This window comes from Allobosea sp. (assembly GCF_035944895.1).
GTDB lineage: Bacteria > Pseudomonadota > Alphaproteobacteria > Rhizobiales > Beijerinckiaceae > Allobosea.
This window is the reverse complement of record NZ_DASZAT010000006.1, coordinates 370637-396924: the sequence shown is the minus strand read 5'-3', so window position 1 is coordinate 396924 and position 26288 is coordinate 370637. Positions and strand designations below refer to the sequence as shown.

Below are 26288 nucleotides of genomic sequence, written 5' to 3'. Positions count from 1 at the left end.
TTCAGCTCGCCGCCCTCATCCGTGCGAAGCCGGCGTCGAGATCCTCCTTCAGGTCCTCGAGGTCCTCGAGGCCGATATGGAGGCGAATCGTCGGGCCCTTGAAGCCGGGCTTGGTCGCGGTGCGATAGCGCTTGCAGTCGAAGGGCAGCACCAGGCTCTCATAGCCGCCCCAGGACGCGCCCATGCCGAACAGCGTGAGCCCGTCGAGCATGGCTGCGACCGCCTTCATCGAGACGGGTTCGAGCTCGATCGAGAACAGCGAGCAGGCGCCGGTGAAGTCGCGCTTCCAGATGGTGTGGCCGGAATCGCCGGGCAGCGCCGGGTGGATCACGCGGGCAACCTCGGGGCGCGCGGCCAGCCAGTTCGCCATCTCGATCCCGGCCGGCATCTGCTCCTTCAGCCGGACGGCCATGGTGCGGATGCCGCGCAGCGTCAGATAGGCGTCCTCGGCGGCGATGATCACGCCTAGCGCGTCCCAGGTCAGCTTGAGCTGGGCGTAGTGCTCCGGCGTGCGGGCCGACACCGTGCCGATCAGCACGTCAGAATGCCCGGCATAGTACTTCGTCCCGGCCTGGACAGAGACATCGACACCGAACTTATGAGCGTCAAAGAAGAGCGGCGTCGCCCAGGTGTTGTCCATCATCACCATGATGTCGCGGGCATGGGCCGCGGCGACGATCGCCGGAATGTCCTGGACCTCCAGGGTCTGGGAACCCGGCGACTCCGTCCAGACCGCCCTGGTGTTCGGCTTGAACAGCTCGGCGATACCCTCGCCGATCAGCGGGTCGTAATAGGTGACCTCGACACCGTAGCGCGGCAGCATCCGCTCGCAGAAATTGCGCATCGGATGGTAGACGCTGTCGGTCACGAGGAAATGATCGCCGGCGCGCAGGAAGGCGAGCGCGGGCAAGGTACAGGCGAGCAGGCCGGACGAGCAGGCGAGAACGCCGGCGCCGCCCTCCATCGTGTCGGCGGCGGCGAGCAGCGCGTCGATGGTCGGGCTGCCCGACGTGCCGTAGCTGTAGCGCGCCTTGCGGACGAGAAAATCTTCGGTGTTCGGGTAGACCACCGTCGAGCCGCGCACGATCGGCGGGTTGACGAAGCCATAGCTGTCGGACGGGTCGCGGCCGGCGAGGGCGAGGCGGGTCTTTTCGCGCAGCCGCGCGAATTCGGGCTTGGACAGCTTTTTCATGGGCCGGAAGATGCGTGTGGGCAGGATCGGGGTGGGGCAGGTTGTGGCCGCACTTGACCACCCCCCGAAAGTCGCATGTGATGTTGGTCGTGAAAAGGGGCAGATATACCAGCTGCCCTTGCTTGACGCTCATGCATGGCTCTGGCAATCGGCCAGCGCCGATCTTCGCATAAGTTTTGGGCATCGAACGGGGCAGCAAGTCGCGACGATGCGAGGGGACCGGCACGTTCCGGCCGGCAAGCGCCGGCAGGGCCATCAACGGGAGAAATCGATATGAAGAAACTCATGGCAGCCGCCGTCGCCGGGTTCGGCTTCGCGCTGGCGGCGGCGAGCGCGCAGGCGCAAGCGCCGCAGACCCTTAGTCAAGTGAAGAGCCGTGGCATCCTGAACTGCGGTTCCAACACCGGCCTCGCCGGTTTCGGCGTGCCGGATGCGCAGGGCAACTGGACCGGCCTCGACGTCGAGTTCTGCCGCGCCATCTCCGCCACGATCTTCAATGACCCGACCAAGGTGAAGTTCATCCCGCTCTCGGCCAAGGACCGCTTCACGGCCCTGCAGTCGGGCGAGGTCGACGTGCTCGTGCGCAACTCGACCTGGACGATGTCGCGTGACACCGCGCTCGGCCTGCAGTTCACCGGCGTCAACTACTATGACGGCCAGGGCTTCCTGGTCCGCAAGAAGCTTGGCGTGACCTCGGCCATGCAGCTCAACGGCGCCTCGGTCTGCACCCAGCAGGGCACCACGACCGAGCTCAACCTCGCCGACTTCTTCCGCGCCAATAACCTGAAATACGAAGTCGTCGCCTTCGCCACCTCGGACGAGACCGTCAAGGCCTATGACTCCGGCCGCTGCGACGCCTTCACCACCGACGCCTCGGGCCTCTATGCCGAGCGCCTGAAGCTGACCGCGCCGGACGACCACATGGTCCTGCCCGAGATCATCTCCAAGGAGCCGCTCGGGCCGGCGACCCGCAACACCGACGCCCAGTGGTTCGGCCTCATCAAGTGGGTCCACTACGCCATGCTCAACGCCGAGGAACTCGGTGTGACCAAGGCGAATGTCGACGAGATGCTGAAGTCGGCCAATCCCGAGATCAAGCGTCTGCTCGGCACCGAGGGCAAGTTCGGCGAGAGCATCGGCCTGACGACGGATTGGGCCTACCGGATCATCAAGCATGTCGGCAATTACGGCGAGAGCTTCGAGCGCACGGTGGGCCAGGGCTCGCTGCTGAAGATCGCCCGCGGCCAGAACGCGCTGTGGACCAAGGGCGGCCTGCAATACGCGCCGCCGGTCCGCTAAGGGCCCATGCGGGGCGGACGCTTCCAGCGTCCGCCCCGATTCTGTTTCAGGGCACTGGACAAGGTGGCTTGCGAGACCGTGCCGGTCATGGCTCGCCCACCGACCGAGAACGGGACGAACCCGTTCCGCCAGACAGGGGATATGCATGATCAGGATCATCAGCGCGGCGCTGTTTGCCGTCGCGGCGTTGTTCGGCTCCGTGAGCGCGCAGGCGCAGCAGACCCTCGCTCAGATCAAGAGCAGGGGTGTCCTGAACTGTGGTTCCAACACCGGCCTGATTGGCTTCGGTGCGCCTGATCCGCAAGGCAACTGGAGTGGCCTCGACGTCGACTATTGCCGCGCCATCGCCGCGGCGATCTTCAATGATCCGGCCAAGGTGAAATTCATCCCGCTCTCGGCCAATGATCGCTTCAAGGCGCTCCTGGCCAGCGAGATCGACGTGCTCGTGCGCAATTCGACCTGGACGATCAGCAACGACACCCCGCCCGGCCTGCTCTTCACCAACGTCAACTATTACGACGGCCAGGGCCTGATGGTTCGCCGCAAGCTCGGCGTCATGTCGGTGATGCAGCTGGCCGGCGCCTCGATCTGCGTGCAGCGCGGTACGACGACCGAGCTCAACCTCGTCGACTTCTTCAAGACCAATAATCTGCGCCACACGATCGTGTCCTTCGACACCGGTCCGGAGACGCTGAAGGCCTATGATGCCGGCCGCTGCGACGCCTTCACCACGGACGCCTCGTCGCTCTATTCCGAGCGTCTGAAGCTGACGGTGCCGGACGACCACATGGTCCTCGTCGAGATCATCTCGAAGGAGCCGCTCGGCCCGCTGACCCGCGACAACGATTCGCAATGGTTCAAGCTGGTGCGCTGGGTCCATTTCGCCATGTTGAACGCCGAGGAACTCGGCGTGACCAAGGCCAATGTCGACCAGATGCGGGGCTCGACCAACCCTGAGATCAGGCGCCTGCTCGGCATCGACGGCAAGTTCGGCGAGGGCCTTGGCCTGACGGCCGACTGGGCCTACCGGATCGTCAAGCATATCGGCAATTACGGCGAGAGCTTCGAACGCACCGTCGGCAGCCGCTCGGTGCTGAGGATGTCGCGCGGCCAGAACGCGCTGTGGACCAAGGGGGGCTTGCAGTACGCGCCGCCGATCCGGTGAGGTTCCGGCGGCGTAGGCGCTGACGGATCGGCTTGGTGGCTTTGTCGGGGAGAATGGGAAAGGAGGCGGCGGCCGGTGGGGACTGGCCTGGAGCTTGCTAGCTAATCGAGAGCGGGAAAACCCGTTCCGCCAACAGGGGACAACAACAATGAAACAGATCATTGGCGCGGCGCTCATCGCCGTCTCCGCCGCCATGTGCGCGAGCGGAGCGCTAGCCCAGTCGACTACTCTGGCGCAGGTCAAGAATCGCGGCATCCTGCATTGCGGCTCGGGAACCGGTCTTGCCGGTTTCGGCATCCCTGATCAGCAGGGGAATTGGAGCGGCATGGACGTGGACGTCTGCCGCGCCGTCGCCTCGGCCGTCTTCAACGATCCGACCAAGGTCAAGTTCATCCCGCTCTCGGCCAAGGACCGTTTCACCTCGCTGCAGTCGGGTGAGGTCGATCTGCTGTCGCGCACGACGACCTGGACGATCTCGCGTGACACCGCGCTCGGGCTGAACTTCGCCGGGGTCAACTATTATGACGGCCAGGGCTTCATGGTGCGCAAGAAGCTCGGCGTCGATTCCGTGCTCAAGCTCGCCGGCGCCTCGATCTGCACCCAGCAGGGCACCACGACCGAACTCAACCTCGCGGACTATTTCCGCAGCAACAAGATCAAGTACGAGGTCGTCGCCTTCGCCTCCAACCAGGAGACGGTCAAGGCCTATGAGGCCGGCCGTTGCGACGCCTTCACCACCGACGCCTCGGGCCTTTACGCCGAGCGTCTGACGCTTTCGAATCCGGACGACCATATGGTGTTGCCGGAAATCATTTCGAAGGAACCGCTCGGCCCGGTCGTGCGCCATGGCGACGATGCCTGGCTCGATATCGTCAAATGGTCGCTCTTTGCCATGGTCAATGCCGAGGAACTGGGCATCACCAAGGCCAATGCCGACGAGATGCTCAAATCCGACAACCCGGAGATCAAGCGTTTCGTCGGGACCGAAGGCAAGTTCGGCGAGCCGATGGGCCTGACCAATGATTGGGCCTATCGGATCATCAAGCACGTCGGGAACTATGGCGAGAGCTTCGAGCGCAATGTCGGCTCTGGCTCGCTCCTCAAGATCGCGCGCGGTCAGAACGCGCTCTGGAGCAAGGGCGGGCTGCAATACGCGCCGCCGATCCGCTGAGAACCACCAATGCGCGGCATCCACCGCGCATTGATCCTTGAAGCTGTCTTGTTCCGGCGAACCGGATAAGAATACCGGCCGGCAGTTGCCCTCTCGGGGCGCTGCCGGACCCTCGGTCGCCAACACTCGAAAAGGGCGTCAGACGTGTCGACCACTTCCGCAGAGATCAAGCCGGGCAAGGCCTCGCTGCTCTACGACCCGAAGATCCGGGGCTATGCCTACCAGTTCCTGCTACTCGCTGTCGTAGGCTTCCTGATCTGGTCTGCAGCTTCGAACGCGATCGAGAACCTCAGAGCGCAGAAGATCGCCTCGGGCTTCGGCTTCTGGCACAATGCTTCCGGCTTCGACATCAACCAGAAGCTGATCCCCTACGACGCCTCGAGCGGCACCTATGGTCGCGCCTTCTGGGTCGGCCTGCTGAACACGCTGCTCGTCGCCTCGATCGGCATCGTGCTCGCGACCTTCCTCGGCTTCTTCGTCGGCGTCGCCCGGCTGTCGAGCAACTGGATCGTCTCGAAGATCGCGATGATCTATGTCGAGGTCATCCGCAACGTGCCGCTGCTGCTGCAGCTGTTCTTCTGGTACAATGCGGTGCTGAAGCCACTGCCCAATCCGCGCCAATCGATCGCGCTGCCGGCCGGCTTCCTGCTCAACAACCGCGGCCTCTATGTTCCAGATCCGCAGTTCGGGCCCGGCGGCAGCCTGATCGTCTGGGCATTTCTGATCGGCCTCGTCGCGACCTTCGTCTTCCGATCCTGGGCCCGCAAGCAGCAGGCCGCGACCGGCAAGCAGTATCCGATCGGCCTCGTCGCCCTCGGCCTGATCGTCGTTCTGCCGACGCTGGTCTATTTCGTCACCGGCCGGCCGATCACCTTCGTCTATCCGGAGCTCGCCGGCTTCAACCTGCGTGGTGGCATCCAGATCTTCCCGGAGTTCGTGGCGCTGCTCATCGGCCTGACGACCTATACCGCCGGCTTCATCGCCGAGGTGGTCCGCGCCGGCATCCTCGCCGTCTCGAAGGGGCAGACCGAGGCCGCCAACGCGCTCGGCCTGCGGGCTGGGCCAACGTTGAAGCTCGTCGTCATCCCGCAGGCGATGCGGGTGATCATCCCGCCGCTGACCTCGAACTATCTCAACCTGACCAAGAATTCCTCGCTCGCGGTCGCGATCGGCTATCCCGATCTCGTCCAGGTCTTCACCGGCACGGTGCTGAACCAGACGGGCCAGGCGGTCGAGGTCGTCGCCATCACAATGGCGGTCTACCTGACCATCTCGCTGGTCACGTCTCTGTTCATGAACATCTACAACAAGCGCATGGCGCTGGTGGAACGGTGAGGGCGCCACAATGACCGACGCAACCACCGAAATGGCTCCCTTCGCCTTTGTCCGCAAGGAAACGCTGGAGCAGCAACCGGCGCCGCTCTCTGTTGCCGGGCCACTCGCCTGGATCCGGCAGCACCTGCTCTCCAGCCCGCTCAACATCGCGCTGACGCTGCTCTGTCTCTATCTCGTCGTCGATACGGTGCCGGGGGTGATCAGGTTCTATTTCCTCGACGCCGTCTGGTCCGGCACAAGCCGCGATGCCTGCCTCGCGGAGAAGGTCGGCCGGCCCGTCGGCGCCTGTTGGGCCTATATCGCCGACCGCTTCCAGTACTTCATCTACGGCTCCTATCCGATCCCGCAGCGCTGGCGCGTGAACATCGTCTTCGCCATGTTCGCGCTCGGCGTGGTCTGGCTGCTCTGGACGAATGCGCCGAAGAAGAAGCTCGGTATCTTCTTCTTCTTCGTGCTGCTGCCGATCTCGGCCTATGTGCTGCTGCTCGGCGGCCCTGGCGCCGAGCGTTTCCTCGGCATCTGCCTGACGCTGACGTTGGCGCTCGCCGCGCTTTACGTCGTGCTCTCCTTCGTGCCCCAGATCGTCCGGTTCTATATCGGCGAGGCGGCGGTTGGCGTGGTCCAGCAGCTTCCGATCTGGAAACGCTTCTTCGGGCCGAAGCAGCTCGTCCTGTTCGCGCTGGTGGTGTTCGGCTTCCTCAGCCTGCTGGCGAGCAGCCCCGGTCTGCCCAGGGTCGATACCGGCCTCTGGGGCGGCGTGACCGTGACCTTCCTAATCGCGGCGGTCGGCATCGTCTTCTCGCTGCCGCTCGGCGTGGTCCTGGCGCTCGGCCGGCGCTCCAAGCTGCCGATCATCCAGCTGCTCTCGGTGATCTTCATCGAGTTCGTCCGCGGCGTGCCGCTGATCACCGTGCTGTTCATGGCCAACACCATGCTGCCGCTGTTCGTGCCGCAGGAATACTCGCCGGACCGTTTGCTGCGTCCGCTTGTCGGCGTCGCGCTCTTCGCGGCCGCCTATATGGCGGAGGTGGTACGCGGCGGCCTGCAGGCCATGCCCAAGGGCCAGTACGAGGGCGCGATGTCGCTCGGCCTCGGCTATTGGAGCATGATGCGGCTGATCATCCTGCCGCAGGCGCTGCGGATCGTGATCCCGGGCATCGTCAATACCTTCATCGGGCTGTTCAAGGACACGACGCTGGTCACCATCGTCGGTATCTTCGACTTCCTGCGCACCATCGAGGCGACCCTGGTCGATCCGACCTGGGCGACACCGACCACCCGCTCGACGGGCTATGCATTCGCTGCAGTTTTCTATTTCCTGTGTTGCTGGGGCATGTCTCGCTACTCGATCGCGGTCGAGAAGCGGCTCGCCGCCGGCCAGAAGCGTTGAGGGGATCAAATCATGGCTATGGCAGAAACCACCAGCTCGCGCCCGTCCGCGCTGAAGCAGACCGCGCTCAACACCGCGACCGCCGTCGAGATGATCGGCGTCAACAAGTGGTACGGCGAGTTCCATGTGCTGCGCGACATCAACCTGAAGGTGTCGCGCGGTGAGAAGCTGGTCATTTGCGGCCCGTCCGGCTCGGGCAAGTCGACGATGATCCGCTGCATCAACCGGCTGGAAGAGCACCAGAAGGGCCAGATCATCGTAGACGGCACCGAGCTCACCAACGATCTCAAGAAGATCGACGAGATCCGTCGCGATGTCGGCATGGTCTTCCAGCACTTCAACCTGTTCCCGCATCTGACGATCCTCGAGAACCTGACTCTGGCGCCGATCTGGGTTCGCAAGATGCCCAAGAAGGACGCAGAGGAGATCGCGATGCACTATCTCAAGCGCGTCAAGATCCCCGAGCAGGCCGGCAAGTATCCTGGCCAGCTCTCGGGCGGCCAGCAGCAGCGCGTCGCCATCGCCCGCTCGCTCTGCATGAGCCCCAAGATCATGCTGTTCGACGAGCCGACCTCGGCGCTCGATCCGGAAATGGTCAAGGAGGTGCTCGACACCATGGTCTCGCTGGCGGACGAAGGCATGACCATGCTCTGCGTCACCCACGAGATGGGCTTCGCCCGCCAGGTCGCCGACCGGGTCATCTTCATGGACGCCGGTCAGATCGTCGAGATGAATGAGCCCAACGAGTTCTTCAAGAACCCGCAGCACGAGCGCACCAAGCTCTTCCTCAGCCAGATCCTGCACTGATCCAGCTGGTCTTGCCGGCCACGACGGCGCCCTTGCGGGCGCCGTTTGCGTTGGTGACACGACATCCGGAGGCGGCGTCGAAAGGAACCTTTGCCGGCGCTCGCCGTTGCTTTTCCCAACACAGGAGGAAAAGCCGATGAAACTGCTTGCATCGACTCTGGCCGCGGGCCTGCTGCTCGCCGGCTCCGGCGCCTTCGCTCAATCCGTGGATATCGGGCCGGGCGGCGTCAGGATCGACCCGCGCACGCCGCATCAGCGCGCGATGGATCGCGAGGATCGCTGGCGCGAGCGTGATCGCTGGGAGCGGCGCCGGGCCTATCGCGCCGAGCGTGACTGCCGCACCGAGACGCGGATTCGCGAAACCCCGCGTGGGGAAGTGCGTCGCACGGTGCGGGTCTGCGATTAGGTCGAGTTGAGTTGCGTCGCGTAAACGAGGCCGCCGCGCCCAGTCGGTGCGGCGGTCTTGTTTTGCGGCGTGCCTACTTGGCGTTGCGGGCTTTCACCGCCTGGTCCGGGAAGTCCGAGAACAGCCCGTCGATGCCGAGCGCCAGATAGGCCTTGTACTCGGCCGCCGGATCGCCCTTGAAGTCGGAGGCGAGGCGCTTGGGCTCGCTGCGGAAGGTCCAGGTGTGGACGAAGAGTCCGACGGCGTGGGCGTTCTTCACCACGTCGGTCGGCGGCAGCAGCACACGGTCGCGTTCGTCGATCGTACCGTCGCCATTGAGGTCGCGCGGCTTGCCGTCGTCGCCGATCACCTGCTTGGCCGGCATCAGATAGGGCTTCCAGGGGGCGACGCCGTCGGCATAGGTCTTGATCTCCTTCAGCCCCTCGGCACTGACGAGGTCCTTGAAGGTCCGCTTGTCGCCGGTGACGACGAAGTCATAGGGCTTGTCGAACGGGGCAGCGAGGACAATGCCGCCATCCTTGTCGACATCATCGGCGTCGACGAGCTGGACCAGGCGCAGTTGCGTCTTGCCACGCAGATATTTGAGGTTGGCGGTCTCGAAGCTCTGGATGATCACCGGCGAGGTCTTCTCGCTCCAGCCGGCGGCCTTGAGCTGATCGAGCAGCTTGTCCTCGATCGCCAGGCCCAGGGCCGAGTGATAGGTCGAGTGCTTGATCTCAGGATAGATGCCGATGGTGCGGCCGGTGCGGGCGCTCTCGGCCTTGGCGAGATCGATGACCTGCTGCAGCGTCGGAATCTCGTATTTGCCGTTATGCGACTGGTCGCGGTCGGCGAAGGCCTGCTTGGCCCGCAGCGTCTTGATCTCGGCGAGCGTGAAGTCGGAGGCGAACCAGTCGGTGGTATCGACGCCGTCGATCTTCCGGGTCGTCTTGCGCGCGGCGAATTCCGGCCGCGTCGAGACATCGGTGGTGCCCGACATGATCGGCTCGTGGCGGACGACGAGATGGCCGTCCTTGGTCGCGACCAGATCAGGCTCGATGAAGTCGGCACCTTGCTCGATCGCGAGCTTGTAGCCTTCGAGAGTATGCTCGGGGAGGTAACCGCTGGCGCCGCGATGGCCGGCGATCAGGGCCGGCTTTCCGTCGAGCGTCGGCACTGGGTTTTGCGCCTGTGCGGCCGGAGCCTGGAGCGCCAGCGCGGAGAGAAGCGATGTCGAGAGAAGGAGGTTCTTCAGCATGGTTTGACCTAGTCTCGCGGAAATGCGCACGACCTTATGGCAGCGGATATGACATGGCCATGAAAGCGAGAGCTCAGATTCGCGGAAAGCGTCGTGGCTCTCGTGCGGATTTGAGGTGGCCGGGTATCGGCTCGGGTGCAGGTTCGCGCCGCACGCGAATTTCGGCACTGCAGACAGAAGCGGACCGGGACCTTCCGTAAGCTGGCCAGGTTTCGAGCGAGCAGAGACATCATGGCTGAGCGACGATATGGCGAACCCGCCCCCAAGACGGTCGAAACGATTGCCGGTGCGGATTGGTATGGCGACGAGCTCGATCGGCGACGCTTTCAAAACGCGCTGTTTGCCGATCTCGACCTGAGCGAGGCCCGGAACACCGGCTGCGTCTTCAATGAATGCACCTTTCGCCGGGCGCGCTTCAACGGCTCCAAGCATCACAGCGCGGCTTTCGTGAACTGCACCTTTGTCGCCTGCAATTTCTTCGACACCACCTTCACCGAATGCAAGTTCGTGGGAAGCATGTTCGACGGCTGTCAGTTCGACAGCATGGAGGTCGTCGATGGCGACTGGTCCTTCGTCGGCCTTCCCGGCGCGGATTTACGGAAAGCGCGCTTCCGCGGCACCCGATTGCGGGAGGCCGATCTGACCGGCGCACGCTGCCAGGGTGGCTCGATCCGGGAGGTCGATTTGTCCGGCGCCTGGCTGCACAGCGCCGATTTTTCGAATTGTGATCTGCGAGGAAGCGATCTGAGTGCGCTGGAGCCCGCCAACACGCAGCTCGGCGGCGCGATCATCACGATCGACCAGACTATCGTCATTGCCAGGGCTTTGGGCCTGGACGTTCGCAGAAAATGAGCACTGCCAGGGCGTGGGGCTTGCTCATATGCCTTGCTCTGTAATCCCGCCAAGAAAAAGCCCACTCCGACAGAGGTTGGAGTGGGCTTCGCGTGGTCGCTGACGTGAACGGGGCCGGCCGGGCGTGGCGCCGCCAATCCTGTCCCGCCCCGCGAAAACTCAGCGGCGGCCTTCGAGCGTGGTCTTGGCGTCCAGGCGCTTGGCCGGCGGCGGCGTGGTGTCGACCGGCTGGGTGGCGCAGGCGGCGAGCGACAGGCAGAACAGGCCGGCAAGCGCGAGGCGGGAGAGGGTGGTCATTGCAGAGGTTCCTGGGCGGTTGGCGTTGCGGAAGGAGTTGTATCGTCTTGCGCCCTGTGGGACGAGGGCGTCAAGGGTGCCGTCGCGCTTCGGAATCGTTCCAAATGGTGACGGGCTCGAGAGCCGCAATGCAAAGCAAGCACAGGAACTGCCGGACATGACTCCCGCCGCCCGCATCAGCGCCGCCATCGAAGTCCTGGCGGACCTGATCGAGCGCCGGCGGCCGGCGGCCGACGCGCTGAAGGACTGGGGACTGTCACGTCGTTTCGCCGGCTCCAAGGATCGCGCCGCTGTCGCTTCGCTGGTCTATGACGCGTTGCGCCGCCGCGCGTCCTCTGTGCATGCGCTCGGTGAGGAGACGCCGCGGGCGCTCGTGCTCGGCATGCTGGTCAGCCAGCGCGACCTGGGCGTCGAGGAGATCTCGGAACTGTTCAGCGGGCAGAATCATGCGCCCGCACCGCTGACCGAGTTCGAGGTCGCCGGGCTCGCCGCCTTCGATCTCAACGCCGCGCCCGGCTGGATGCAGGCCGATGTACCTGACTGGCTCTGGCCCTCCTTCATGGCTGGCTTCGGCGACGATGCGGTTGCCGAAGGGCAGGCCCTGGCGGGCCGCGCGCCGGCCGATATCCGCACCAATCGGCTGAAGACCGATCGCGACAGGTTGCGCGCCGCGCTGGCTCATCTTCAGCCCGAGCCGGGCGCCTGGTCGCCCGATGCCTTGCGCTTCCTGCCTGGCCCCGATGGCCGCGGCCCGTCGTTGCAGAGCGAGCCGAGCTTCTTCAACGGCGAGTTCGAGATCCAGGACGAAGGCTCGCAGCTCGTGACGCTGCTCGCAGGCGCACAGCCCGGCATGAGTGTCGTCGATCTCTGCGCCGGCGCCGGTGGCAAGACGCTGGCGCTCGCCGCGGTGCTCGGCGGCGAGGGGCGTATCTTCGCCACCGATCTCGACAGCCGCCGGCTGGCGCCGCTGCATGACCGGCTCACCCGCTCCGGCGCCGCCAATGTCGAGGTCCGCGTGCCCAGGAGCCGTGGCCACGACGCGCTCGCCGATCTTGCCGGCACGATCGACCTCGTGCTCGTCGATGCGCCCTGCACCGGCTCCGGCACCTGGCGGCGCAATCCGGATGCGAAATGGCGGGTGCGCCCCGGTGCGCTGGCCGAGCGCGTCAAGGAGCAGGCGCAGGTGCTGGGCCGCGCCGCCAGCCTGGTGAAGCCGGGCGGGCGCATCGCCTACATCACCTGCTCGATGCTGCCGGAGGAGAATGACGGCGCGGTCGAGGCCTTCCTGGCGCGCCATGCCGGCTTCGCGCCGGTGGCGACGCGCTCGCTGCTCGATACCGGCGAGGTTGATTTCGGCTTGCTTGCCCGCTTCGCCACGCGCTTTGGCCTGCAGCTCTCGCCGCGGCGGACGGGGACGGACGGGTTTTACCTGAGCTGCCTTGCGGCGCCGGCCTGATCCGCATCCAGCGCCGTTGCGTGCTCGCGCGCGATGGCGTAACCGAGCGCGATGAGCGCTCAGCCCCAGAACCCAGCCCATCACGACTCCATCCTGATCATCGACTTCGGCAGCCAGGTCACGCAGCTGATCGCCCGCCGGATCCGTGAGATCGGGGTCTATTGCGAGATCGCCCCGTTCCAGTCGGCTTCCGAGGCGTTCCAGCGCCTGAAGCCGAAGGGCGTGATCTTTTCCGGCGGCCCGGCCTCGGTGCCCGACGGCAATTCGCCGCGCGCGCCTCAGGAAGTGTTCTCCGCGGAGCTGCCGCTGCTCGGCATCTGCTATGGCCAGCAGACCATGGCGCACCAGCTCGGCGGCACGGTCGAGGGCGGTCACGCCGCCGAATTCGGCCGCGCCGATGTCGAGATCGTCACCCCCTCGGCCCTGTTCGCCGGCGTCTGGGAGCAGGGCGGGCGTTATCCGGTCTGGATGAGCCATGGCGACCGCGTCACGCAGCTGCCGGCCGGCTTCACCGTCAAAGCGACCTCGGAGAACGCGCCCTATGCGGTGGCGAGCGACGAGGCCAGGCGCTTCTACTCGACCATGTTCCACCCCGAGGTGGTGCATACGCCTGATGGCGCCAAGCTGCTGCGCAACTTCGTCGTCGACATCTGCGGCTGCAAGCCAGACTGGAGCATGTCGGCCTATCGCGCCGAGATGATCAAGAAGATCCGCGACCAGGTCGGCACCGGCCGGGTGATCTGCGGGCTCTCCGGTGGCGTCGACTCGGCCGTCGCGGCCGTGCTGATCCATGAGGCGATCGGCGACCAGCTCACCTGCGTCTTCGTCGACCACGGCCTGATGCGCCTCGGCGAGGCCGAGCAGGTGGTGACGCTGTTCCGCGACCACTACAACATCCCGCTGGTTCATGTTGAAGCCGAGGAACTTTTCCTCTCCGAGCTTGCCAAATGCGGCGCCGATCCGGAAGCCAAGCGCAAGACCATCGGCCGGCTCTTCATCGATGTCTTCGATGCCGAGGCGGCCAAGCTCGGCGGCGCTGACTTCCTCGCCCAGGGCACGCTCTATCCAGACGTGATCGAGAGCGTCTCGTTCAGCGGCGGGCCTTCGGTCACGATCAAGAGCCACCACAATGTCGGCGGCCTGCCCGAGCGCATGAAGATGAAGCTCGTCGAGCCGCTGCGCGAATTGTTCAAGGACGAGGTCCGCGTGCTCGGCCGCGAGCTCGGCCTGCCCGAGGTCTTCGTCGGCCGCCATCCCTTCCCGGGGCCGGGCCTTGCCATCCGCTGCCCCGGCGAGATCACCAAGGAGAAGCTCGACATCCTGCGCAAGGCGGATGCGATCTATCTCGACGAGATCCGCAAGGCCGGCCTCTACGACGTGATCTGGCAGGCCTTCGCCGTGCTGCTGCCGGTGCGCACCGTCGGCGTGATGGGCGACTACCGCACCTATGACCATGTCTGCGCGCTGCGCGCCGTGACCTCGGTCGATGGCATGACGGCGGATTTCTACCCCTATGACATGGCCTTCCTCGGGCGCACCGCGACGCGCATCATCAACGAGGTCAAGGGCATCAACCGGGTGGTCTACGACGTGACCAGCAAGCCGCCCGGCACGATCGAGTGGGAGTGAAGACAGGGGCGGTAGAGCGGTTTCAGTAGACCGCCGCCCGCTGCGGTAGACCCCAAACTGGGTTCGTTCCGCCGGCTTCTAACGGGAGATGCCCATGTCGCTGTCGACAAGGGTCGCGCTGCTGGTGCTGGCCGTCGCTCTCCCGTCGGCGAGCATCGCCCAGCAGAACCGTACTTTCGCGGCGGCCGATGGCGCCTACAGCTTTCAGTATCCGTCGAATTTCCAGCTGGATCGTCAATTTGCCGACGGAAGCGGCGATGTGACCGGCGTCAAGGCCTCCTCTCCGACCAATGGCGATGTGATCATCACCTTCCTTGGACCGCGCGATCCCGCTGGAATCACAGAAGTCAGCGAGCGGACGCGTCAGGCGATCGCCGACGAATTCAGGAGGGCGATCGCCGTCCGGCCGACGATCACGCTGCAATCGTCGACGATGACCAGGATGCTCCAGCAGCCGGCGGTCGACATGGTCTTCAGCAATGCGCGGTGGCCGTTCAGCAAGGAGCGGCCACAGATCAAGCGCTATGTGTTCACGGTGGCGAACGGCAAGGCCTATAATTTCGAATGCATCTATCGCGAGGACAAGGCGGCCGAGTTTGCACCGGCCTGCGATCGCGCCGTGTCCACGGTTCGGCTGAAGGATGCCGGGATGAAGGCGGCGCCGGCGGTCGGAGCAAAGGGCCGGTGAGTGCGGACCCACAGCAGGAGATTGCGCCGTTCGCCGGGCCGATGCGGTAATCCCGAATGGTCGGCAGGGATATCTTCCTGCGTCGTTGCCGATGCCTTCGTCGGCGCTAGCGTGACGTGCAGAAGCCATTCGCCGAGAGGCGGTTCAGATGGTCACGGCGCTCGTCATCCTCACGGCCGCTTATTTGGTGATTGCGGCCCTGATCGCGCTCAATTCGGTTCTCGAAGCCGAGCGCGCCCGGCTCAGCGCGAAGGACATCCTTGTTGTCGCTCTGGTTAGCGCGACCTGGCCGGTTGTCGGCTGTGCCCTCCTGCCGATGCAGGCATGCCGGAAGCTTCGTCCTCGGAAACGCGAGCTCCTGTCCGCGGCACGCTGACGCTTCAGCAATGAAAAAATCCGCGCTCCGGCGGACTGTGTGCAGTCCGCCGGAGCGCAGTTTGCCAAGGCAGACGCCTTGGCGGCGCGGATCAGAAATGCGCCTTCGGCTGAAGCTTCAGCGTCGCGCGCGTCGTGTCAGCCATCTTCGACAGCAGCCAGTCGGGGTTGCCGAGATTGAAATAGGCTTTCAGCAGGGCCCGCCAGAACAGGCGCTCAGCCTGCGATGAAGGCCCGTGCTGGGCGTAGACCCTCGCGCATTCGGCGACCGTGCGGCTGCCATGGATCGCACTGTTGTTGACGCCCGTCCGCCGGAAGCAGGCGATCGGCTGGGTGATCCGGCCATAGGGCTCCTTCGCCAGGGCCCGGCAGAACATGTCGTAGTCGCCGGCATCCTTGTAGGCGATGTCGAATCCACCCAGTTCCTCGAAAAAGGTCCGGGAGAAGTAAGTCGCCATGTGCATGATCGGATTCCAGCCCAGGCAGACGAGCATGGCGGGCGTCATCCAGTTCGGCGGCGCCGCGAGCCCGCCGAGGCCGTGCCCGCTCGAATCGATCCATCGGATCGCGCCGACCACCCAGCGCCGGCGGCTCGTGCGGTAGGCGTCCACGACTGCCGCCGCAGCGCCCGGGAGCATCACGTCGTCGGCGCCCAGGAAGCCCAGCAATTCGCCCGAGGAATTGAAGGAGCCTTTGTTGATGGCGTCGAAGATGCCGCTGTCCTTGCCCTGCATCACCTTCAGCCCGTAGCTCCGGGCGAGTTCGACGGTCCCGTCGGTGCTGCCACCATCGACGATGACGTGCTCGATCTCGATCCCGCGCGTCGCATTGCGACGCGCGGATTCGATGCATTCCTTGAGATAGTCGACGGCGTTCAGCGTCGGGGTCACGATTGTCACGATCATTGGCGCAGTTCCGCTGCTGGAGCCGGTGCTGTCAGACGTGCCGGGAGGCGAGCGCCATGTCCGGCCTCGCCGGGATCATCGGCAGCGTTGTGTCCTCCGCGGAATCGGGCTCCTCGACCACCGGAATCCGGGTCACCGCGTTCTGCATGGCCCACATCGCCGCCTGGGTGCGGTTCCGGACCCGGACCTTCCGCAGGATCGCCTTGACATGCACCTTCACGGTGGCTTCGGCGATCTCCAGCTTGCGCGCGATCACCTTGTTGGATTCACCCAGCATGAGCCCCTCCAGGATGCTCACCTCCCGGGCCGAAAGGCCCTGGAACGGCGAGCCGTCGGCCCGGCGCTGCACGCCCTGCAGCAGGCGCTGCGGCTCGACTGCGACCTCGGAGAGTTGCGACAGAAGTTCAGGCGGAAATACCGCGCCGTTGGCGATGACGACTTCCAGCGAGGTGATGAGATCCTGCGCGGACACGGATTCGACGAGATAACCGACCGCGCCGAGCTGCATGGCTCGGTGCATCAATTCCCGGCTGCCGCGCAGGGCGAGCGCGACGATCTTGGCGCTCTTGAACTGCCTCTTGAGGTCGCCGACTATAGAGCAGGACATATCGTCGATCACGACGATGAAGAGGTCCGGTGTTTGCTGGCTCTGATCGTATCGTTGAAAGTCGAGGCTGGTTGTTCTCTGGCTGACATGGAAGCGGGCGCCGTCCAATAATTTGGTTATGCCTTCCCGAAGAAGTGCATTGTCACTCAATACAGCGGTCTCGATGATGTCTGACATCGGTACTCCCCTCTTACTCGACGCAAAACAAGGATAGCGGAAGCGATGGAGCGCATATCGCCCCAGCCGCATCAGCGGAGGTATTCCGTTGTGCTGTTTGAGAAATTCCGAAATGAGGCAGGTGGTGACTAATCCGATACGGCCACACGATGACACTAAGGGATGCGAGCACCCAGAATGTCATCGTTAATAATTAGTTCATTCGGATGTAGTCGTCTTGTCAGGAAAAATACGATCGCGTCAGGAAAATCCTTACATGCGACCTGCGACAAAGCGTCCATTTTTACGTGTTTGGCTTGCAAGTGGTGTGGAGCTTGTCTTCAGGTTGCCGTAGAGGAAGGATCCACGGCTCGGCGCACTCTCCGCGCGAGCTGCTTCAGCCGGTCTGGTCGCTCTTGAGGATGCGGATCAGATCCTTGGCGAGTACGGCGGCCTCGGTGCGATTGCGGACGTTGAGCGTCCGCATCAGTGCGGAGACGTGGATCTTGGCCGTCGGTTCCGCGATATGGAGCGCCTGGGCGATCTCCCGGTTCGAGAGCCCGTCCGCCAGCAGTGTCAAGACGTCCCGCTGTCGGCGCGTCAGTCCGAACGGGTCCTGCTGCGAGCTGGCCCGGCGCTGCGGTATCTCGCGAGAGCGATAGGCCTCGGCCGTGGAGCCGAATGGAGTGAGGCCGCGGGGGACCGCAAGGCGCCCGGCGAGAACCTCCTGGACCGCCTCGATGATCTCGTCGTCCCGCTGCAGCTTCGAGATGAAGCCGTGAAACCCCTCCGCGATATAGTGGAGGACCTGGTCGAAGGTGCCGTTGCTCGAGATGACGACATAGCGCGTCGTCGGGGAGGCGCGCTTGAAATCCCAGATGACCGCCGGATCGGTGGATCCCGTCAGGCCAAGGCTGACCAGAACGAGATGGATCGGCTGTTCCTCCATCAGGTTGCGCATCAGGCCGTCAAAGTCTTCGGCTTCGAGAAGCTCGGCCTCCGACAGGGCGGCCTGCAGGATCGTGCGCAGGCCCGTGCGGTAGAGCGCATGTTCGTCGGCAACGAGGATCCTTGCCATGGTCGTGCCGCCGCTCTGGTCGCTTTTCGGTGGGGATGCGACCGTGATGTCGGGCTCCGCCAGTCGCTGGCGGGTCCCGGGCGCAGGCCCCTATCCCCGGAGACTTTGGTAGCGGGAACGGCCCGGCAAGTCGCGACGCTCTTCTGGAGATGCCGTCGCGGGGCGCGTGGCCATAATTGTTCCAGTCACGCCAAGTTGAGTACTCCGCACAGGAGCAGGTCCGGCAGTTCAGCGCGCCAACGGCTTAGTCACGGCCGTCAGACGTCGAGAATCCAGCCATGGCTGGCGCCGTATCTGATGATGTCGAGACGGGAGTGCAGCATCAGCTTCTTGCAGGCCCTGTAGCGATAGGTCTCGACCGATTTGATGCCGAGGCCGACGCGCCGGGCGATCTCCTTGTTGGAGTGGCCGACTGCAGCCAGGCGCAGGACCTGCATCTCGCGATAGGTCAGTGTGTCGCTCGCGGCTGCCGTGGGCATGCCGGCCGTCGGGCAAAGCTTGCGGATCCATTCCGAGCGAAAGTCCTCAAGGTCCGAATCGATATAGACCCCGCCGCTCAGGACCGTTCTAAGTGCCTGTGCCACCTTGTCGCCTGCGGATGCCTTGAGGACGTAGCCGCGAATGCCGGCCCGCAGTGCCTTCTGGACATAGCTCGGCTCTTCGTAATGGGTCAGCATGACGATCAGGGTGTCGGGCATCTCTTCAAGGATGCGTTCGGCCAGCGTCAGGCCGCTCATGCCTGGGAGCCCCATGTCGAGGACCGCGAGGTCGGGGCGCTGTCCGCGGACGAGCGCAAGCGCCTCCGCCGCGCAACTCGCCTGTCCAACCAGCTCGAAATCCGGCATGTCCAGCACGAGGGCCCTCAGCCCCGCCAGAACGACCGGGTGATCGTCGACCAGGATGATCCGCGTCGTCACGACGGGGCGCTCCGCGGCGCGCTATCGGTCAGGGGCGCGATTGCGGTGACGATCGTGCCTTTGTCGCAGCGTGGCCCAATACCCAGCGTCCCCCCCACATCCGCCATGCGCTGACGCATGCCAGGAAGTCCGATGCCGGTGTGGATGTCATCTCCCGGCCGCTCGGGCACGTTTTGAAGCCCGGCACCATCGTCGGCTATGGTGAGCGAGACCGATGTCCCTGCGAAGTCCAGGACGATATCGAGTTTTCGCGCGCCGAGCGCGTGTTTGAGGCAGTTCGTCAACGCCTCCTGCGCCACCCGGTAGAGAGCCTCCTCGATGGCGGCAGGCATCGGGTCGGGCTCGGCTCCCTTCCTCCTGAAGCAGAGCTGGAGCCGCCCATCCGCGGCGAACGAGGTTGCCATGGTCTCGATGGCTCGGCTGAAGCCGAGCTCCTCGACGATGCGTGGCCGGCCACTGACGACAGCATGGTGAATCTTGCGCCCGACCCCGGCGACGTGCTCGACGATCTCTTCGACGCGCCGCCTCGCCGGTCCTTTCGTGCTCTCCTGCAAGGCTCTCAGCTCGACGAGGACCTGGGCCATCTCATGCCCGGCATGGTCGTGCAGGTCCCGTGCTATGCGCTCACGCTCGTCGGCCCGGATATGGTTGAGCTCATTCTCAAGTTGATGCGTCCGCGCTTCCACGACCCGCAGCGCCTCGGCGACGAAGCAATATTGCTCGACCAGCCGGAGGCGGTCGCTGCGCAACTCGTCGAATTGCTGCAGGGCAACGCTGCGCTGCCTCTCAGCCGTCAAGCGTCTCATCCGTTCAGCAGCCGCCGAAAATCGCGAGTCGAGCAGGGGGAAGAGCCGCAGCAGAAGCGTCGCCGGCTGGCTCTTGCGCCGCGGCACCAGGACATTGCCGAAGCAGCGATAGTCGCCGGCGCCATCGGGACCATTGAAACCGACCCTTTCGATCAGGGGGTGGCGCGAGCCCGAGCAGGCCTGGAGATAGGTCCGCAAGGCATCGACCCGGCTCGCGCAGATATCGAACAGCGACGTGGCTGCGTGGCCGGGGGCAAGCAGCTGGCTTGCGGCGCGATTGAGCGCGCGGATGCTTCCATCGGTCAGGGCGATGACAGATGGCTCGAGATAGACCTCGAGATCCGGCTCATGCCGAAGCTGCAGATGCATCATCTCGGAAATATTCCCTCGTCCCTGGGCCCGGCTCCATCCGCTTCAGATGGAGGACCACACGGCATCCAGCTGCCCCTGAGGCAATCGTCTCCTCCAGATCGACCGCGGCGTACCCGACTGCGTTGGCGGTCAGGCGGCCGAAGATGTTCGATGTCAGCATGCACAGTGAGGGGTGGTTCGCCGCTGCCCGGCCAAGAGGGCACGAGCAATTGCTGAACACGACCCGGTCTTCGTCCTGCTCGGTGATCGAGAATGCACCGCCGGCGCGGTTCTTCAGGTCGATCAGGATCTCGAGCAGTTGATCTCGGTTGAGGTGCTGGACTCCGAGTGCCGTCTTGTACTGTCTTTCGATATCGGTACCCAGGCGCGCGGCGATGCCGCTGACATAGGCGCAGGCATCGTCGACCCCTGCGATGCTTTCCAACAGGTCAGCCATGTCGGCGACCAAAGTGTTGAAAAGACCATGATGGTCGAAGTCGATATCGAGCGCGCCGATGCTCGGCGAAATATTGGAGACGGATGGATTCACGCTCGCTAGCCCCCGAATTGACAGATGTCCCAGGCGAATATGTTTCGTGCGCAGCTCCGTGCGGGATCGCTCACTCGCTATGATAACCAGGATAACAGCCCTTCTTCGACGGTTTTCGGAACAGCTCAGTTCAGAAAATCACCTCCTAGCTCAGAGATGAATCTCCATTTATCTTTCTATTATTTAGGAAATTATATGAGTAATAATAGAATTAGCCAAGTTTTGAGATAAAGTTTAATTTACATAAAAATCCAAGATGAGATTTTGTGAAATTGGTCTTTTCTCTAAAAGCATAAAGGTATTAGATTTATCCGTTCCCTCAAGGTAGCTCTGCTCAAATTTTGCCGGGATATTTATGTTGGATATGCCGGCAAAAGAGGCAGGAAAGCAGCGATTAGCAGGGTATCACTAGAGCAGATCGTGCAGGCTATCTCAGTTCGAGGCGCCTATCTTCAGGCTGATAATAGCACATTATCGGTGTTTGTCTGCCCCGAATTGAGGATGTATTTCCAAAACGGTTTTTTTAAATTGTGAATTCTAACATAAGTTGTATCGTCGATTCTGTTTCGAATTCTCAAGGGCCGGTGTTGTCGCCTTTTGGGGTGAGCAGGAAAGGGAACGATAAAGTATTAATTAGATATATTTATTAATTTAATGCTTGAAATCAGATTCAAACAATTTAAAATTGATCGTTATTGGCAGATAATAAGCTTGTAAGCTATGATAATTGATAGTTTAAGCTGGATATGACCAATTTTCGGTCATCTGGAAAATTCATAGCTGTACAAATGATGGCGGATCGCCAAATCATCCTCCTGGTAAGAATTTCGTGATCGGTGCGTCCATACGCACGATTTCGTAGCGAAAGTGCCGCGTAAGGCATTGGAATGCCCGGTAGCCGCCAGGTCAATGTTGACAGCCGTTCACATTTGGGAAGGTGCCGGTCATGGCTGAGTTCCGTTACGTCATCATGCCGGTGGATTCGGCAGGCGAATGTATCGCTGATGGGGCTGCGAGATCAGCTTGCGGAAGCGCCGCCAGGCAAAGGGCAGAAAGCTCTGCTCGGCGTGATCGCGAGGCGTGCGCAGCACCAGATCGGGATCGATCAGCATTGCTCCGCCGGTCAGCGCGGCGAGGCGGCGATTGAAGACGAGGTGCTCGCAGATGGCGGGGCCTTCCTGACGATAGCTACCGAGACGATATGTCCCGGCACGATAGAGGCACAGGCCGTTGAAGGTCGAGGCGCAGGCGATCTCGTGATCGGAGGTGAGGGCGCGCTGGTGCGGATAGATGCGTGAGCAGAAGAAGCGGTAGTATCTGACGATGTCGGATCGGTTTCCCGCGAGGTCGCCGAGCAGTGTCGTGAAGGATCTGTGCTCGTCTTCATAGGCGAGGAGATCGTAATAGTGCGGGCGCGAGCTCGCCGACACCCCGAAGATGCCTGGTCGATCGAGCTTCGCGGCGGCGGCGAGCAGCGCCGGGATCGGGGGCGGCGTGGCGATGACATTGTCGATGTCGAGCACGCAGACGAAGCGGGGTTCGAGGCCCGACGCTTCGAGCTCGCTCTTGAGCCGTTCCCGACCCAGCGCCATCCGCCTGAGCCGCTCCGGCTCGTCCGCCATGAAAGCCGTCGGGACGAGGGTGATCTCACCGCGCGACTGGGCCTGCTGGAGCAGCGCGTGCGTTCCGTCCCGCGAGCCGTTTTCGCCGACGAAGGCGACGACGCTCGAGCCGCTGCGTTTCAGCGTCTGCAGGAGCTCAAGAAAGGGTGGGATCGTGACGGCACAATCCTTGGCCAGAGCCAGGAAGGCGAAATCCGGCCGGATGTCCCCCGCTTGTCTCACGTTGCGGGGGCCCTGATGGCGATCAGCGATTTCGGCAGGAACAGGATGTTCTCGGTCAGGATTTCCGCGTCCGGAAAGAGCTCGGCGAGCTGGGCCCGGTCAAGCATCGTGGTGCCTTCGACGATCTGCATGGCCTGGTCGAGGGAGCCTGCCTTCGCGTAGAAGCCGCGAGCCTTGCTCGACACCATCCGCCGCTGCAGCGGCTGTGGCAGCCAGTGCATGATTGGCGCATTGCTGTGCGGATCGAGCGGAAACCAGAAGTTCGGCGTCTGCACGTAGTAGTTCGGCGCGAGACGTCTGACCTCGGCCGCGACGCGCTTCATGTCGGCCCAGCGGCCGACATGTTCGATCAGCGAATTGGAGTGGACGAAGTCGAAACTTCGGTCGTCGAATTCATGGACGTCGCGCGCGTCGCCCTGGATGACATGGAAGCGCGGATCGGGCGAGGGCGGCTTGGCTTCGATGTTCAGGAGCCAGATCTCCACCCCCGAAGGCGGTAGGTCGAACTGCCAGTAGTCGGCGTCGCCGCCCAGATCGAGGATGCGGCAGGAGCCTCGTTTCTCGATCACGGAGTCGATGATCGGGCGGACATAGGTCTTGAAGCGTTCCTCACGGAACTGGGAGCGGCGGAACGAGCGCGGAATCATGTTCATGAGCTCTTCGCCTCGCGATGACCTGCCGGTTCCCGATAACGATCCTAGCGTTGGGCGTTCGGCCGGCAGCCCGGTCTGACGACTGAGCGCTAGGGCTTCTGGACTAAGCCGTTCTGGGCAGGGGGGGCCTGATCGGCCCGGATGATCCGGCCGTTCGCCTCCTGGCCGAGAGCGCGGAAGCGCTCGTAGGAGACCGGCTCACCGCCCCAGATGAAGAGCGGGGCCTCGGTCGGCCCGCGCAGCACATAGGTGTTGCGGTCGAACTGGTTTCCGCCTGTTTCGATGATCCTGAAATTCGGATTGGCATCGGGAACGTCGCTTGCTCCGCCGGAGAGGCCGGAGTTGCCGTCGTAGACGACTTCGTTGTCGTGCACGGAGTTGCGCGCCGTCAGGTAGAACAGCTTCTTTTGGCCGTCCTTCAGCCTGGGTTGATCGAGCCGCTCGCGGCCCTGGTCGACGATGACGATGCCAGTCCCGCCTGGGGCCACGGTGACCTTGTTGCCGTAGACGCTCACGCCTTCGGACGCGGCGATCTGGATGCCGGCGCCCCAGATCCAGGCGCTGCCCTGCTGGCCGCCGCGTCCGGTTCCATTCAGGCGAACCGTATTGTTGCGGATGATGGCGTCGAAGCTGATCTCGTAGAAGATTCCGGCGTCCGAATTGCGCTCGACGAGATTGTTCTCGAACAGGACGTGGCGGCAGTCGACATCGCACCACAGCCCCGAGCCGTAGTTGTCGTGCACATGATTGCCGCGCAGCGTCAGGCGCTCGACCTTGCCGGCCTTGACACCGCCGGCCTCCCAGGCGGCGTCGAAGCCGTAGATGTTGTTCTCGTAGATCTCGTTGTTCTCGATCACGACATCGCTGCCGTTGGGCGAGATGCCGAGCTGGCCGTTATGGTGCACCCTGTTGCGGCGGACCATGCTCCTCTCGCCGGTCGCGATCCCCGATCCGCTGTTGAAGCGGACCTCGTTGTCCTCGATCACCCAGTCGGTGGCGCGGGGATGCTCGTCGCCGAAGATCGCGCCCTGCTGGGCGGGCGTCGCATATTTCTCGACGATCAGGCCCTTGACGGTAACGCCGCGCGCGCCCCGATTGTTGAACGCATAGAGCACGCGCGTCCGTTCCAGGGTTCGGCCGCGCGGATCGTCCGCGAAATAGCTCAGCCCTGTCGCGGCATCGGAATAGACGCGTCCCGATCGCAGGTCGGCACGGTCGGAGACCGGCTCCAGCGGTTGGCCATCGAGAAAGAAGCGGCGCGGATCGTTGCAGCGGGCGCGGCTGGGCAGGCACGAGCCGAATGGCTTGATCCCGAACTGCGGCATGGCGGTCGTCCAGAAGGAGTCCTTCTGGCTGATATCGGTGATCAGTTCGGCTCCGTTCAGGATGGCGCCGGGCTTGCCGATGAAGGTCTGCCGGTCCTTGGGGACGATCATCTGGGTGCGGTGGATGCCGGCCGCAATGCAGAAGGTCGCTCCCTGTGGGGCCTTGTCGACGAGCGCTTGGATGGACGCGCCGACCGGCACCGGAATGGAACCGGGCGGGCAGGGGGCGCTGTCGGCCGCCTCGGAAGGAGGGCTGCCGAGCAGTGTCACCGCGCCAAGGAGGATTGCGCCAGCGATCTGGGCTCCCTTGCGCGCGGTGCGACCGACGCGGACGGGTGGTTCGACGACATGCCAGGCGCGATAGACCATCAGCGAGCCGAAGCCGATCCCGAACAGGATCCAGAAGGGGATGCCGAGCATCGGTCCTTCGAGCGCGACGTCGAAGGAGGCGTCGATGATGATCGAGGCGAAATAGCAGACCAGGAAGACGAAATAGCGCGCCCAGTCGAGGTCGCCGCGCCGCCAGGCGAGATGGGCGGCCCGCAGCAGCGCGATCGTCCAGCTGCCGATGGTCAGGAGCCAGAGGGCCAGGCCGGGCACGCCGCCCCGGGCGAGATAGGTCATATGCACGCTGTGAGGGCTGCGCACAGTCGGCCCGCCGCGTTCGAGGCCGACGACGAAGCCGTCCGCCTCCGCCAGATTCATGCCGAAACCCTTGCCCGTCCAGAAATAGGGGCCGTGGACGGTGTAGTTGCGAATGGCTTGCCACCAGCTCAGCCGCCATTGCTTGGTCCCGTCGAGATTGTTGGCGTCGCTCGATCCGGCGACGCTGGCGAGGTTCTCGACCACGGCGGCCGCGCTGATCGGCCGCTCGCCTCGCGGCAAATCGATCTCGAGATCGGCGGCGGCGGCCAGGAGCATCGCGACCGTGAGGGCGGCGGTGATGGTTGCGAGGCGGCCGATCTGACCGGTCAGGACCATGGCCAGAACCAAAGGGAGCAGCAGGGCCAGCATGCCGCCCCGGCTCTGGCTGGCGATCAGCAGGGCCGCGCTGAGCGCGACGACGAGCCAGGTCCGGCTGACCTTGCACAGGCCGACCAGGACGAGCACGAGCGCGCCGCAGAGATGCGCGGCGAGCTCGCCCGAGCGCACCGAGATGATCTCGACATTCTGGCCGGGCAGTTTCGGGATAGAGGCGAAGAAGAACCGCGCGATCAGATAGAGGACGATCGCGATCGGGATCAGGACCCGCGCCTGTATCCGGAAATAACCCATGATCTGGGCGATGCGGATCGGACGCTCCACGATCAGCGCCGCAACGATGAAGGCGAAGCCGCCATAGAGAGCGACCGCGCCGTCGCGCAGCGCGTCGACCCCGTGGGCGCCAATGCCTTGCAGCGTTCGCAACAGAACCCAGCCCATCAGCAGTGCCGCGCTGAGTGCCGGCACGGTTGTGAGCAGCGCCGCGGTGCAGCCCGAGGCGAGGAAGGCGAGCAGGCCGAGCGCGAACAGCATCTCGCCGACGAAGAGCGGCGGCAGGCCGAGATAGGCGAAGCTCTTGCCGAAGACGACATAGCCGGCAAAGCCGAGCGCCAGGATCGGCAGGTAACGGTCGGTCGCTCGCTGGTCACTCGCAACGCCGGCCGGTGCTCGTGGCATTCCCTTCACGGTCCACCCTTGCTCTGCGCGGCGGCTGCCGTCTCGGGAGGAGCGTAACGCCCGGCCGGGCCGGAGCAGGCTGGGCATCCGAGGTAGCCATGCCGGCGAGGCAGCCGGCCCACCTTCCTTCTGGGCAGT

General features: G+C 64.0%; 24 protein-coding genes. 12 read left to right on the top strand and 12 right to left on the bottom strand.

Annotated features, from left to right (window positions below):
• Window position 1: 1 nt before the first annotated feature.
• Window positions 2-1192, bottom strand: coding sequence for a cystathionine beta-lyase (gene metC, locus VGV58_RS10410; RefSeq protein WP_326873933.1), 1191 nt, complete (start codon window positions 1190-1192; stop codon window positions 2-4).
• Window positions 1193-1465: 273 nt separating this feature from the next.
• On the opposite strand from metC, the gene VGV58_RS10405 reads away from it, so the two are divergent.
• The 7 genes from VGV58_RS10405 to VGV58_RS10375 all read left to right on the top strand — a co-directional run bounded on the left by VGV58_RS10405 (window position 1466) and on the right by VGV58_RS10375 (window position 8765).
• On the top strand, window positions 1466-2491 hold the full coding sequence (locus VGV58_RS10405; protein ID WP_326873932.1) for an amino acid ABC transporter substrate-binding protein: 1026 nt from the start codon (window positions 1466-1468) through the stop codon (window positions 2489-2491).
• 145 nt (window positions 2492-2636) lie between these two features.
• Complete coding sequence (locus VGV58_RS10400; protein ID WP_326873931.1) at window positions 2637-3656, top strand: amino acid ABC transporter substrate-binding protein; 1020 nt, start codon at window positions 2637-2639, stop codon at window positions 3654-3656.
• Between the two features lie 193 nt (window positions 3657-3849).
• The gene (locus VGV58_RS10395) at window positions 3850-4827 is read left to right on the top strand and encodes an amino acid ABC transporter substrate-binding protein (RefSeq protein WP_414643942.1); all 978 of its coding nucleotides are present in this window, start codon (window positions 3850-3852) and stop codon (window positions 4825-4827) included.
• Window positions 4828-4971: 144 nt separating this feature from the next.
• Window positions 4972-6162 (top strand): amino acid ABC transporter permease, encoded by a 1191-nt coding sequence (locus VGV58_RS10390; protein WP_326873929.1) that lies wholly within the window; start codon window positions 4972-4974, stop codon window positions 6160-6162.
• Between the two features lie 10 nt (window positions 6163-6172).
• Window positions 6173-7552: an amino acid ABC transporter permease gene (locus VGV58_RS10385; protein WP_326873928.1), complete on the top strand. Its 1380-nt coding sequence runs from the start codon at window positions 6173-6175 to the stop codon at window positions 7550-7552.
• 90 nt (window positions 7553-7642) lie between these two features.
• Window positions 7643-8359 (top strand): amino acid ABC transporter ATP-binding protein, encoded by a 717-nt coding sequence (locus VGV58_RS10380; RefSeq protein ID WP_326874122.1) that lies wholly within the window; start codon window positions 7643-7645, stop codon window positions 8357-8359.
• Window positions 8360-8495: 136 nt separating this feature from the next.
• The gene (locus VGV58_RS10375; RefSeq protein WP_152014481.1) at window positions 8496-8765 is read left to right on the top strand and encodes a hypothetical protein; all 270 of its coding nucleotides are present in this window, start codon (window positions 8496-8498) and stop codon (window positions 8763-8765) included.
• A gap of 73 nt (window positions 8766-8838) precedes the next feature.
• Here the strand turns inward: VGV58_RS10375 and VGV58_RS10370 are convergent, their stop codons facing one another.
• Window positions 8839-10002 (bottom strand): glycerophosphodiester phosphodiesterase, encoded by a 1164-nt coding sequence (locus VGV58_RS10370; RefSeq protein ID WP_326873927.1) that lies wholly within the window; start codon window positions 10000-10002, stop codon window positions 8839-8841.
• Window positions 10003-10233: 231 nt separating this feature from the next.
• Here VGV58_RS10370 and VGV58_RS10365 point away from each other — a divergent pair, with 231 nt between their 5' ends.
• Window positions 10234-10854, top strand: coding sequence for a pentapeptide repeat-containing protein (locus VGV58_RS10365; RefSeq protein WP_326873926.1), 621 nt, complete (start codon window positions 10234-10236; stop codon window positions 10852-10854).
• A gap of 159 nt (window positions 10855-11013) precedes the next feature.
• On the opposite strand, the gene VGV58_RS10360 is transcribed toward VGV58_RS10365, so the two are convergent.
• The gene (locus tag VGV58_RS10360) at window positions 11014-11151 is read right to left on the bottom strand and encodes a hypothetical protein (RefSeq protein WP_326873925.1); all 138 of its coding nucleotides are present in this window, start codon (window positions 11149-11151) and stop codon (window positions 11014-11016) included.
• 157 nt (window positions 11152-11308) lie between these two features.
• Here VGV58_RS10360 and VGV58_RS10355 point away from each other — a divergent pair, with 157 nt between their 5' ends.
• From VGV58_RS10355 to VGV58_RS10340, 4 genes are all read left to right on the top strand, one after another.
• Window positions 11309-12607 (top strand): RsmB/NOP family class I SAM-dependent RNA methyltransferase, encoded by a 1299-nt coding sequence (locus tag VGV58_RS10355; protein ID WP_326873924.1) that lies wholly within the window; start codon window positions 11309-11311, stop codon window positions 12605-12607.
• 51 nt (window positions 12608-12658) lie between these two features.
• Window positions 12659-14236: a glutamine-hydrolyzing GMP synthase gene (guaA, locus tag VGV58_RS10350; protein ID WP_326873923.1), complete on the top strand. Its 1578-nt coding sequence runs from the start codon at window positions 12659-12661 to the stop codon at window positions 14234-14236.
• Between the two features lie 124 nt (window positions 14237-14360).
• Window positions 14361-14924 carry a hypothetical protein gene (locus tag VGV58_RS10345; protein WP_326873922.1) on the top strand — a complete coding sequence of 188 codons (564 nt, stop codon included), beginning with the start codon at window positions 14361-14363 and terminating at the stop codon, window positions 14922-14924.
• A 148-nt stretch (window positions 14925-15072) separates the two neighbouring features.
• Window positions 15073-15300, top strand: a complete 228-nt coding sequence (locus tag VGV58_RS10340) for a hypothetical protein (RefSeq protein WP_326873921.1) — start codon at window positions 15073-15075, stop codon at window positions 15298-15300.
• A 91-nt stretch (window positions 15301-15391) separates the two neighbouring features.
• Here the strand turns inward: VGV58_RS10340 and VGV58_RS10335 are convergent, their stop codons facing one another.
• The 9 genes from VGV58_RS10335 to VGV58_RS10295 all read right to left on the bottom strand — a co-directional run bounded on the left by VGV58_RS10335 (window position 15392) and on the right by VGV58_RS10295 (window position 26150).
• Window positions 15392-16204 carry a glycosyltransferase family 2 protein gene (locus tag VGV58_RS10335; protein WP_326873920.1) on the bottom strand — a complete coding sequence of 271 codons (813 nt, stop codon included), beginning with the start codon at window positions 16202-16204 and terminating at the stop codon, window positions 15392-15394.
• A 31-nt stretch (window positions 16205-16235) separates the two neighbouring features.
• Window positions 16236-16988: a response regulator transcription factor gene (locus tag VGV58_RS10330; RefSeq protein WP_326873919.1), complete on the bottom strand. Its 753-nt coding sequence runs from the start codon at window positions 16986-16988 to the stop codon at window positions 16236-16238.
• A gap of 376 nt (window positions 16989-17364) precedes the next feature.
• A complete protein-coding gene (locus VGV58_RS10325; protein ID WP_326873918.1) occupies window positions 17365-18045 on the bottom strand; it encodes a response regulator transcription factor in 681 nt (226 codons plus the stop codon).
• A 257-nt stretch (window positions 18046-18302) separates the two neighbouring features.
• Window positions 18303-18962 (bottom strand): response regulator transcription factor, encoded by a 660-nt coding sequence (locus VGV58_RS10320; protein WP_326873917.1) that lies wholly within the window; start codon window positions 18960-18962, stop codon window positions 18303-18305.
• The gene (locus VGV58_RS10315) at window positions 18959-20140 is read right to left on the bottom strand and encodes a sensor histidine kinase (RefSeq protein ID WP_326873916.1); all 1182 of its coding nucleotides are present in this window, start codon (window positions 20138-20140) and stop codon (window positions 18959-18961) included. Before VGV58_RS10315 ends, VGV58_RS10320 begins: the two co-directional genes overlap by 4 nt.
• Window positions 20115-20669 carry a methanogen output domain 1-containing protein gene (locus VGV58_RS10310; RefSeq protein WP_326873915.1) on the bottom strand — a complete coding sequence of 185 codons (555 nt, stop codon included), beginning with the start codon at window positions 20667-20669 and terminating at the stop codon, window positions 20115-20117. The genes VGV58_RS10315 and VGV58_RS10310 overlap by 26 nt, the downstream gene beginning before the upstream one ends.
• A gap of 968 nt (window positions 20670-21637) precedes the next feature.
• Window positions 21638-22513, bottom strand: a complete 876-nt coding sequence (locus VGV58_RS10305) for a glycosyltransferase family 2 protein (RefSeq protein ID WP_326873914.1) — start codon at window positions 22511-22513, stop codon at window positions 21638-21640.
• The gene (locus VGV58_RS10300) at window positions 22510-23166 is read right to left on the bottom strand and encodes a class I SAM-dependent methyltransferase (protein ID WP_326873913.1); all 657 of its coding nucleotides are present in this window, start codon (window positions 23164-23166) and stop codon (window positions 22510-22512) included. Before VGV58_RS10300 ends, VGV58_RS10305 begins: the two co-directional genes overlap by 4 nt.
• Window positions 23167-23255: 89 nt before the next feature.
• Entirely contained in the window at window positions 23256-26150 is a 2895-nt protein-coding gene (locus VGV58_RS10295) for a right-handed parallel beta-helix repeat-containing protein (protein ID WP_326873912.1), read from the bottom strand.
• Window positions 26151-26288: the final 138 nt, after the last annotated feature.

Bases quoted from the DNA above. Each gene is read 5' to 3' on its own strand.
- VGV58_RS10295 (WP_326873912.1), bottom strand. From the start codon at position 26,150: ATGCCACGAGCACCGGCCGGCGTTGCGAGTGACCAGCGAGCGACCGAC.
- VGV58_RS10335 (WP_326873920.1), bottom strand. From the start codon at position 16,204: ATGATCGTGACAATCGTGACCCCGACGCTGAACGCCGTCGACTATCTC.
- VGV58_RS10340 (WP_326873921.1), top strand. From the start codon at position 15,073: ATGGTCACGGCGCTCGTCATCCTCACGGCCGCTTATTTGGTGATTGCG.
- VGV58_RS10355 (WP_326873924.1), top strand. From the start codon at position 11,309: ATGACTCCCGCCGCCCGCATCAGCGCCGCCATCGAAGTCCTGGCGGAC.
- VGV58_RS10400 (WP_326873931.1), top strand. From the start codon at position 2,637: ATGATCAGGATCATCAGCGCGGCGCTGTTTGCCGTCGCGGCGTTGTTC.
- VGV58_RS10365 (WP_326873926.1), top strand. From the start codon at position 10,234: ATGGCTGAGCGACGATATGGCGAACCCGCCCCCAAGACGGTCGAAACG.
- VGV58_RS10330 (WP_326873919.1), bottom strand. From the start codon at position 16,988: ATGTCAGACATCATCGAGACCGCTGTATTGAGTGACAATGCACTTCTT.
- VGV58_RS10300 (WP_326873913.1), bottom strand. From the start codon at position 23,166: ATGAACATGATTCCGCGCTCGTTCCGCCGCTCCCAGTTCCGTGAGGAA.
- VGV58_RS10315 (WP_326873916.1), bottom strand. From the start codon at position 20,140: ATGATGCATCTGCAGCTTCGGCATGAGCCGGATCTCGAGGTCTATCTC.
- VGV58_RS10325 (WP_326873918.1), bottom strand. From the start codon at position 18,045: ATGGCAAGGATCCTCGTTGCCGACGAACATGCGCTCTACCGCACGGGC.
- VGV58_RS10375 (WP_152014481.1), top strand. From the start codon at position 8,496: ATGAAACTGCTTGCATCGACTCTGGCCGCGGGCCTGCTGCTCGCCGGC.
- VGV58_RS10385 (WP_326873928.1), top strand. From the start codon at position 6,173: ATGACCGACGCAACCACCGAAATGGCTCCCTTCGCCTTTGTCCGCAAG.
- guaA (WP_326873923.1), top strand. From the start codon at position 12,659: ATGAGCGCTCAGCCCCAGAACCCAGCCCATCACGACTCCATCCTGATC.
- VGV58_RS10395 (WP_414643942.1), top strand. From the start codon at position 3,850: ATGTGCGCGAGCGGAGCGCTAGCCCAGTCGACTACTCTGGCGCAGGTC.
- VGV58_RS10405 (WP_326873932.1), top strand. From the start codon at position 1,466: ATGAAGAAACTCATGGCAGCCGCCGTCGCCGGGTTCGGCTTCGCGCTG.
- VGV58_RS10370 (WP_326873927.1), bottom strand. From the start codon at position 10,002: ATGCTGAAGAACCTCCTTCTCTCGACATCGCTTCTCTCCGCGCTGGCG.
- metC (WP_326873933.1), bottom strand. From the start codon at position 1,192: ATGAAAAAGCTGTCCAAGCCCGAATTCGCGCGGCTGCGCGAAAAGACC.
- VGV58_RS10360 (WP_326873925.1), bottom strand. From the start codon at position 11,151: ATGACCACCCTCTCCCGCCTCGCGCTTGCCGGCCTGTTCTGCCTGTCG.
- VGV58_RS10380 (WP_326874122.1), top strand. From the start codon at position 7,643: ATGATCGGCGTCAACAAGTGGTACGGCGAGTTCCATGTGCTGCGCGAC.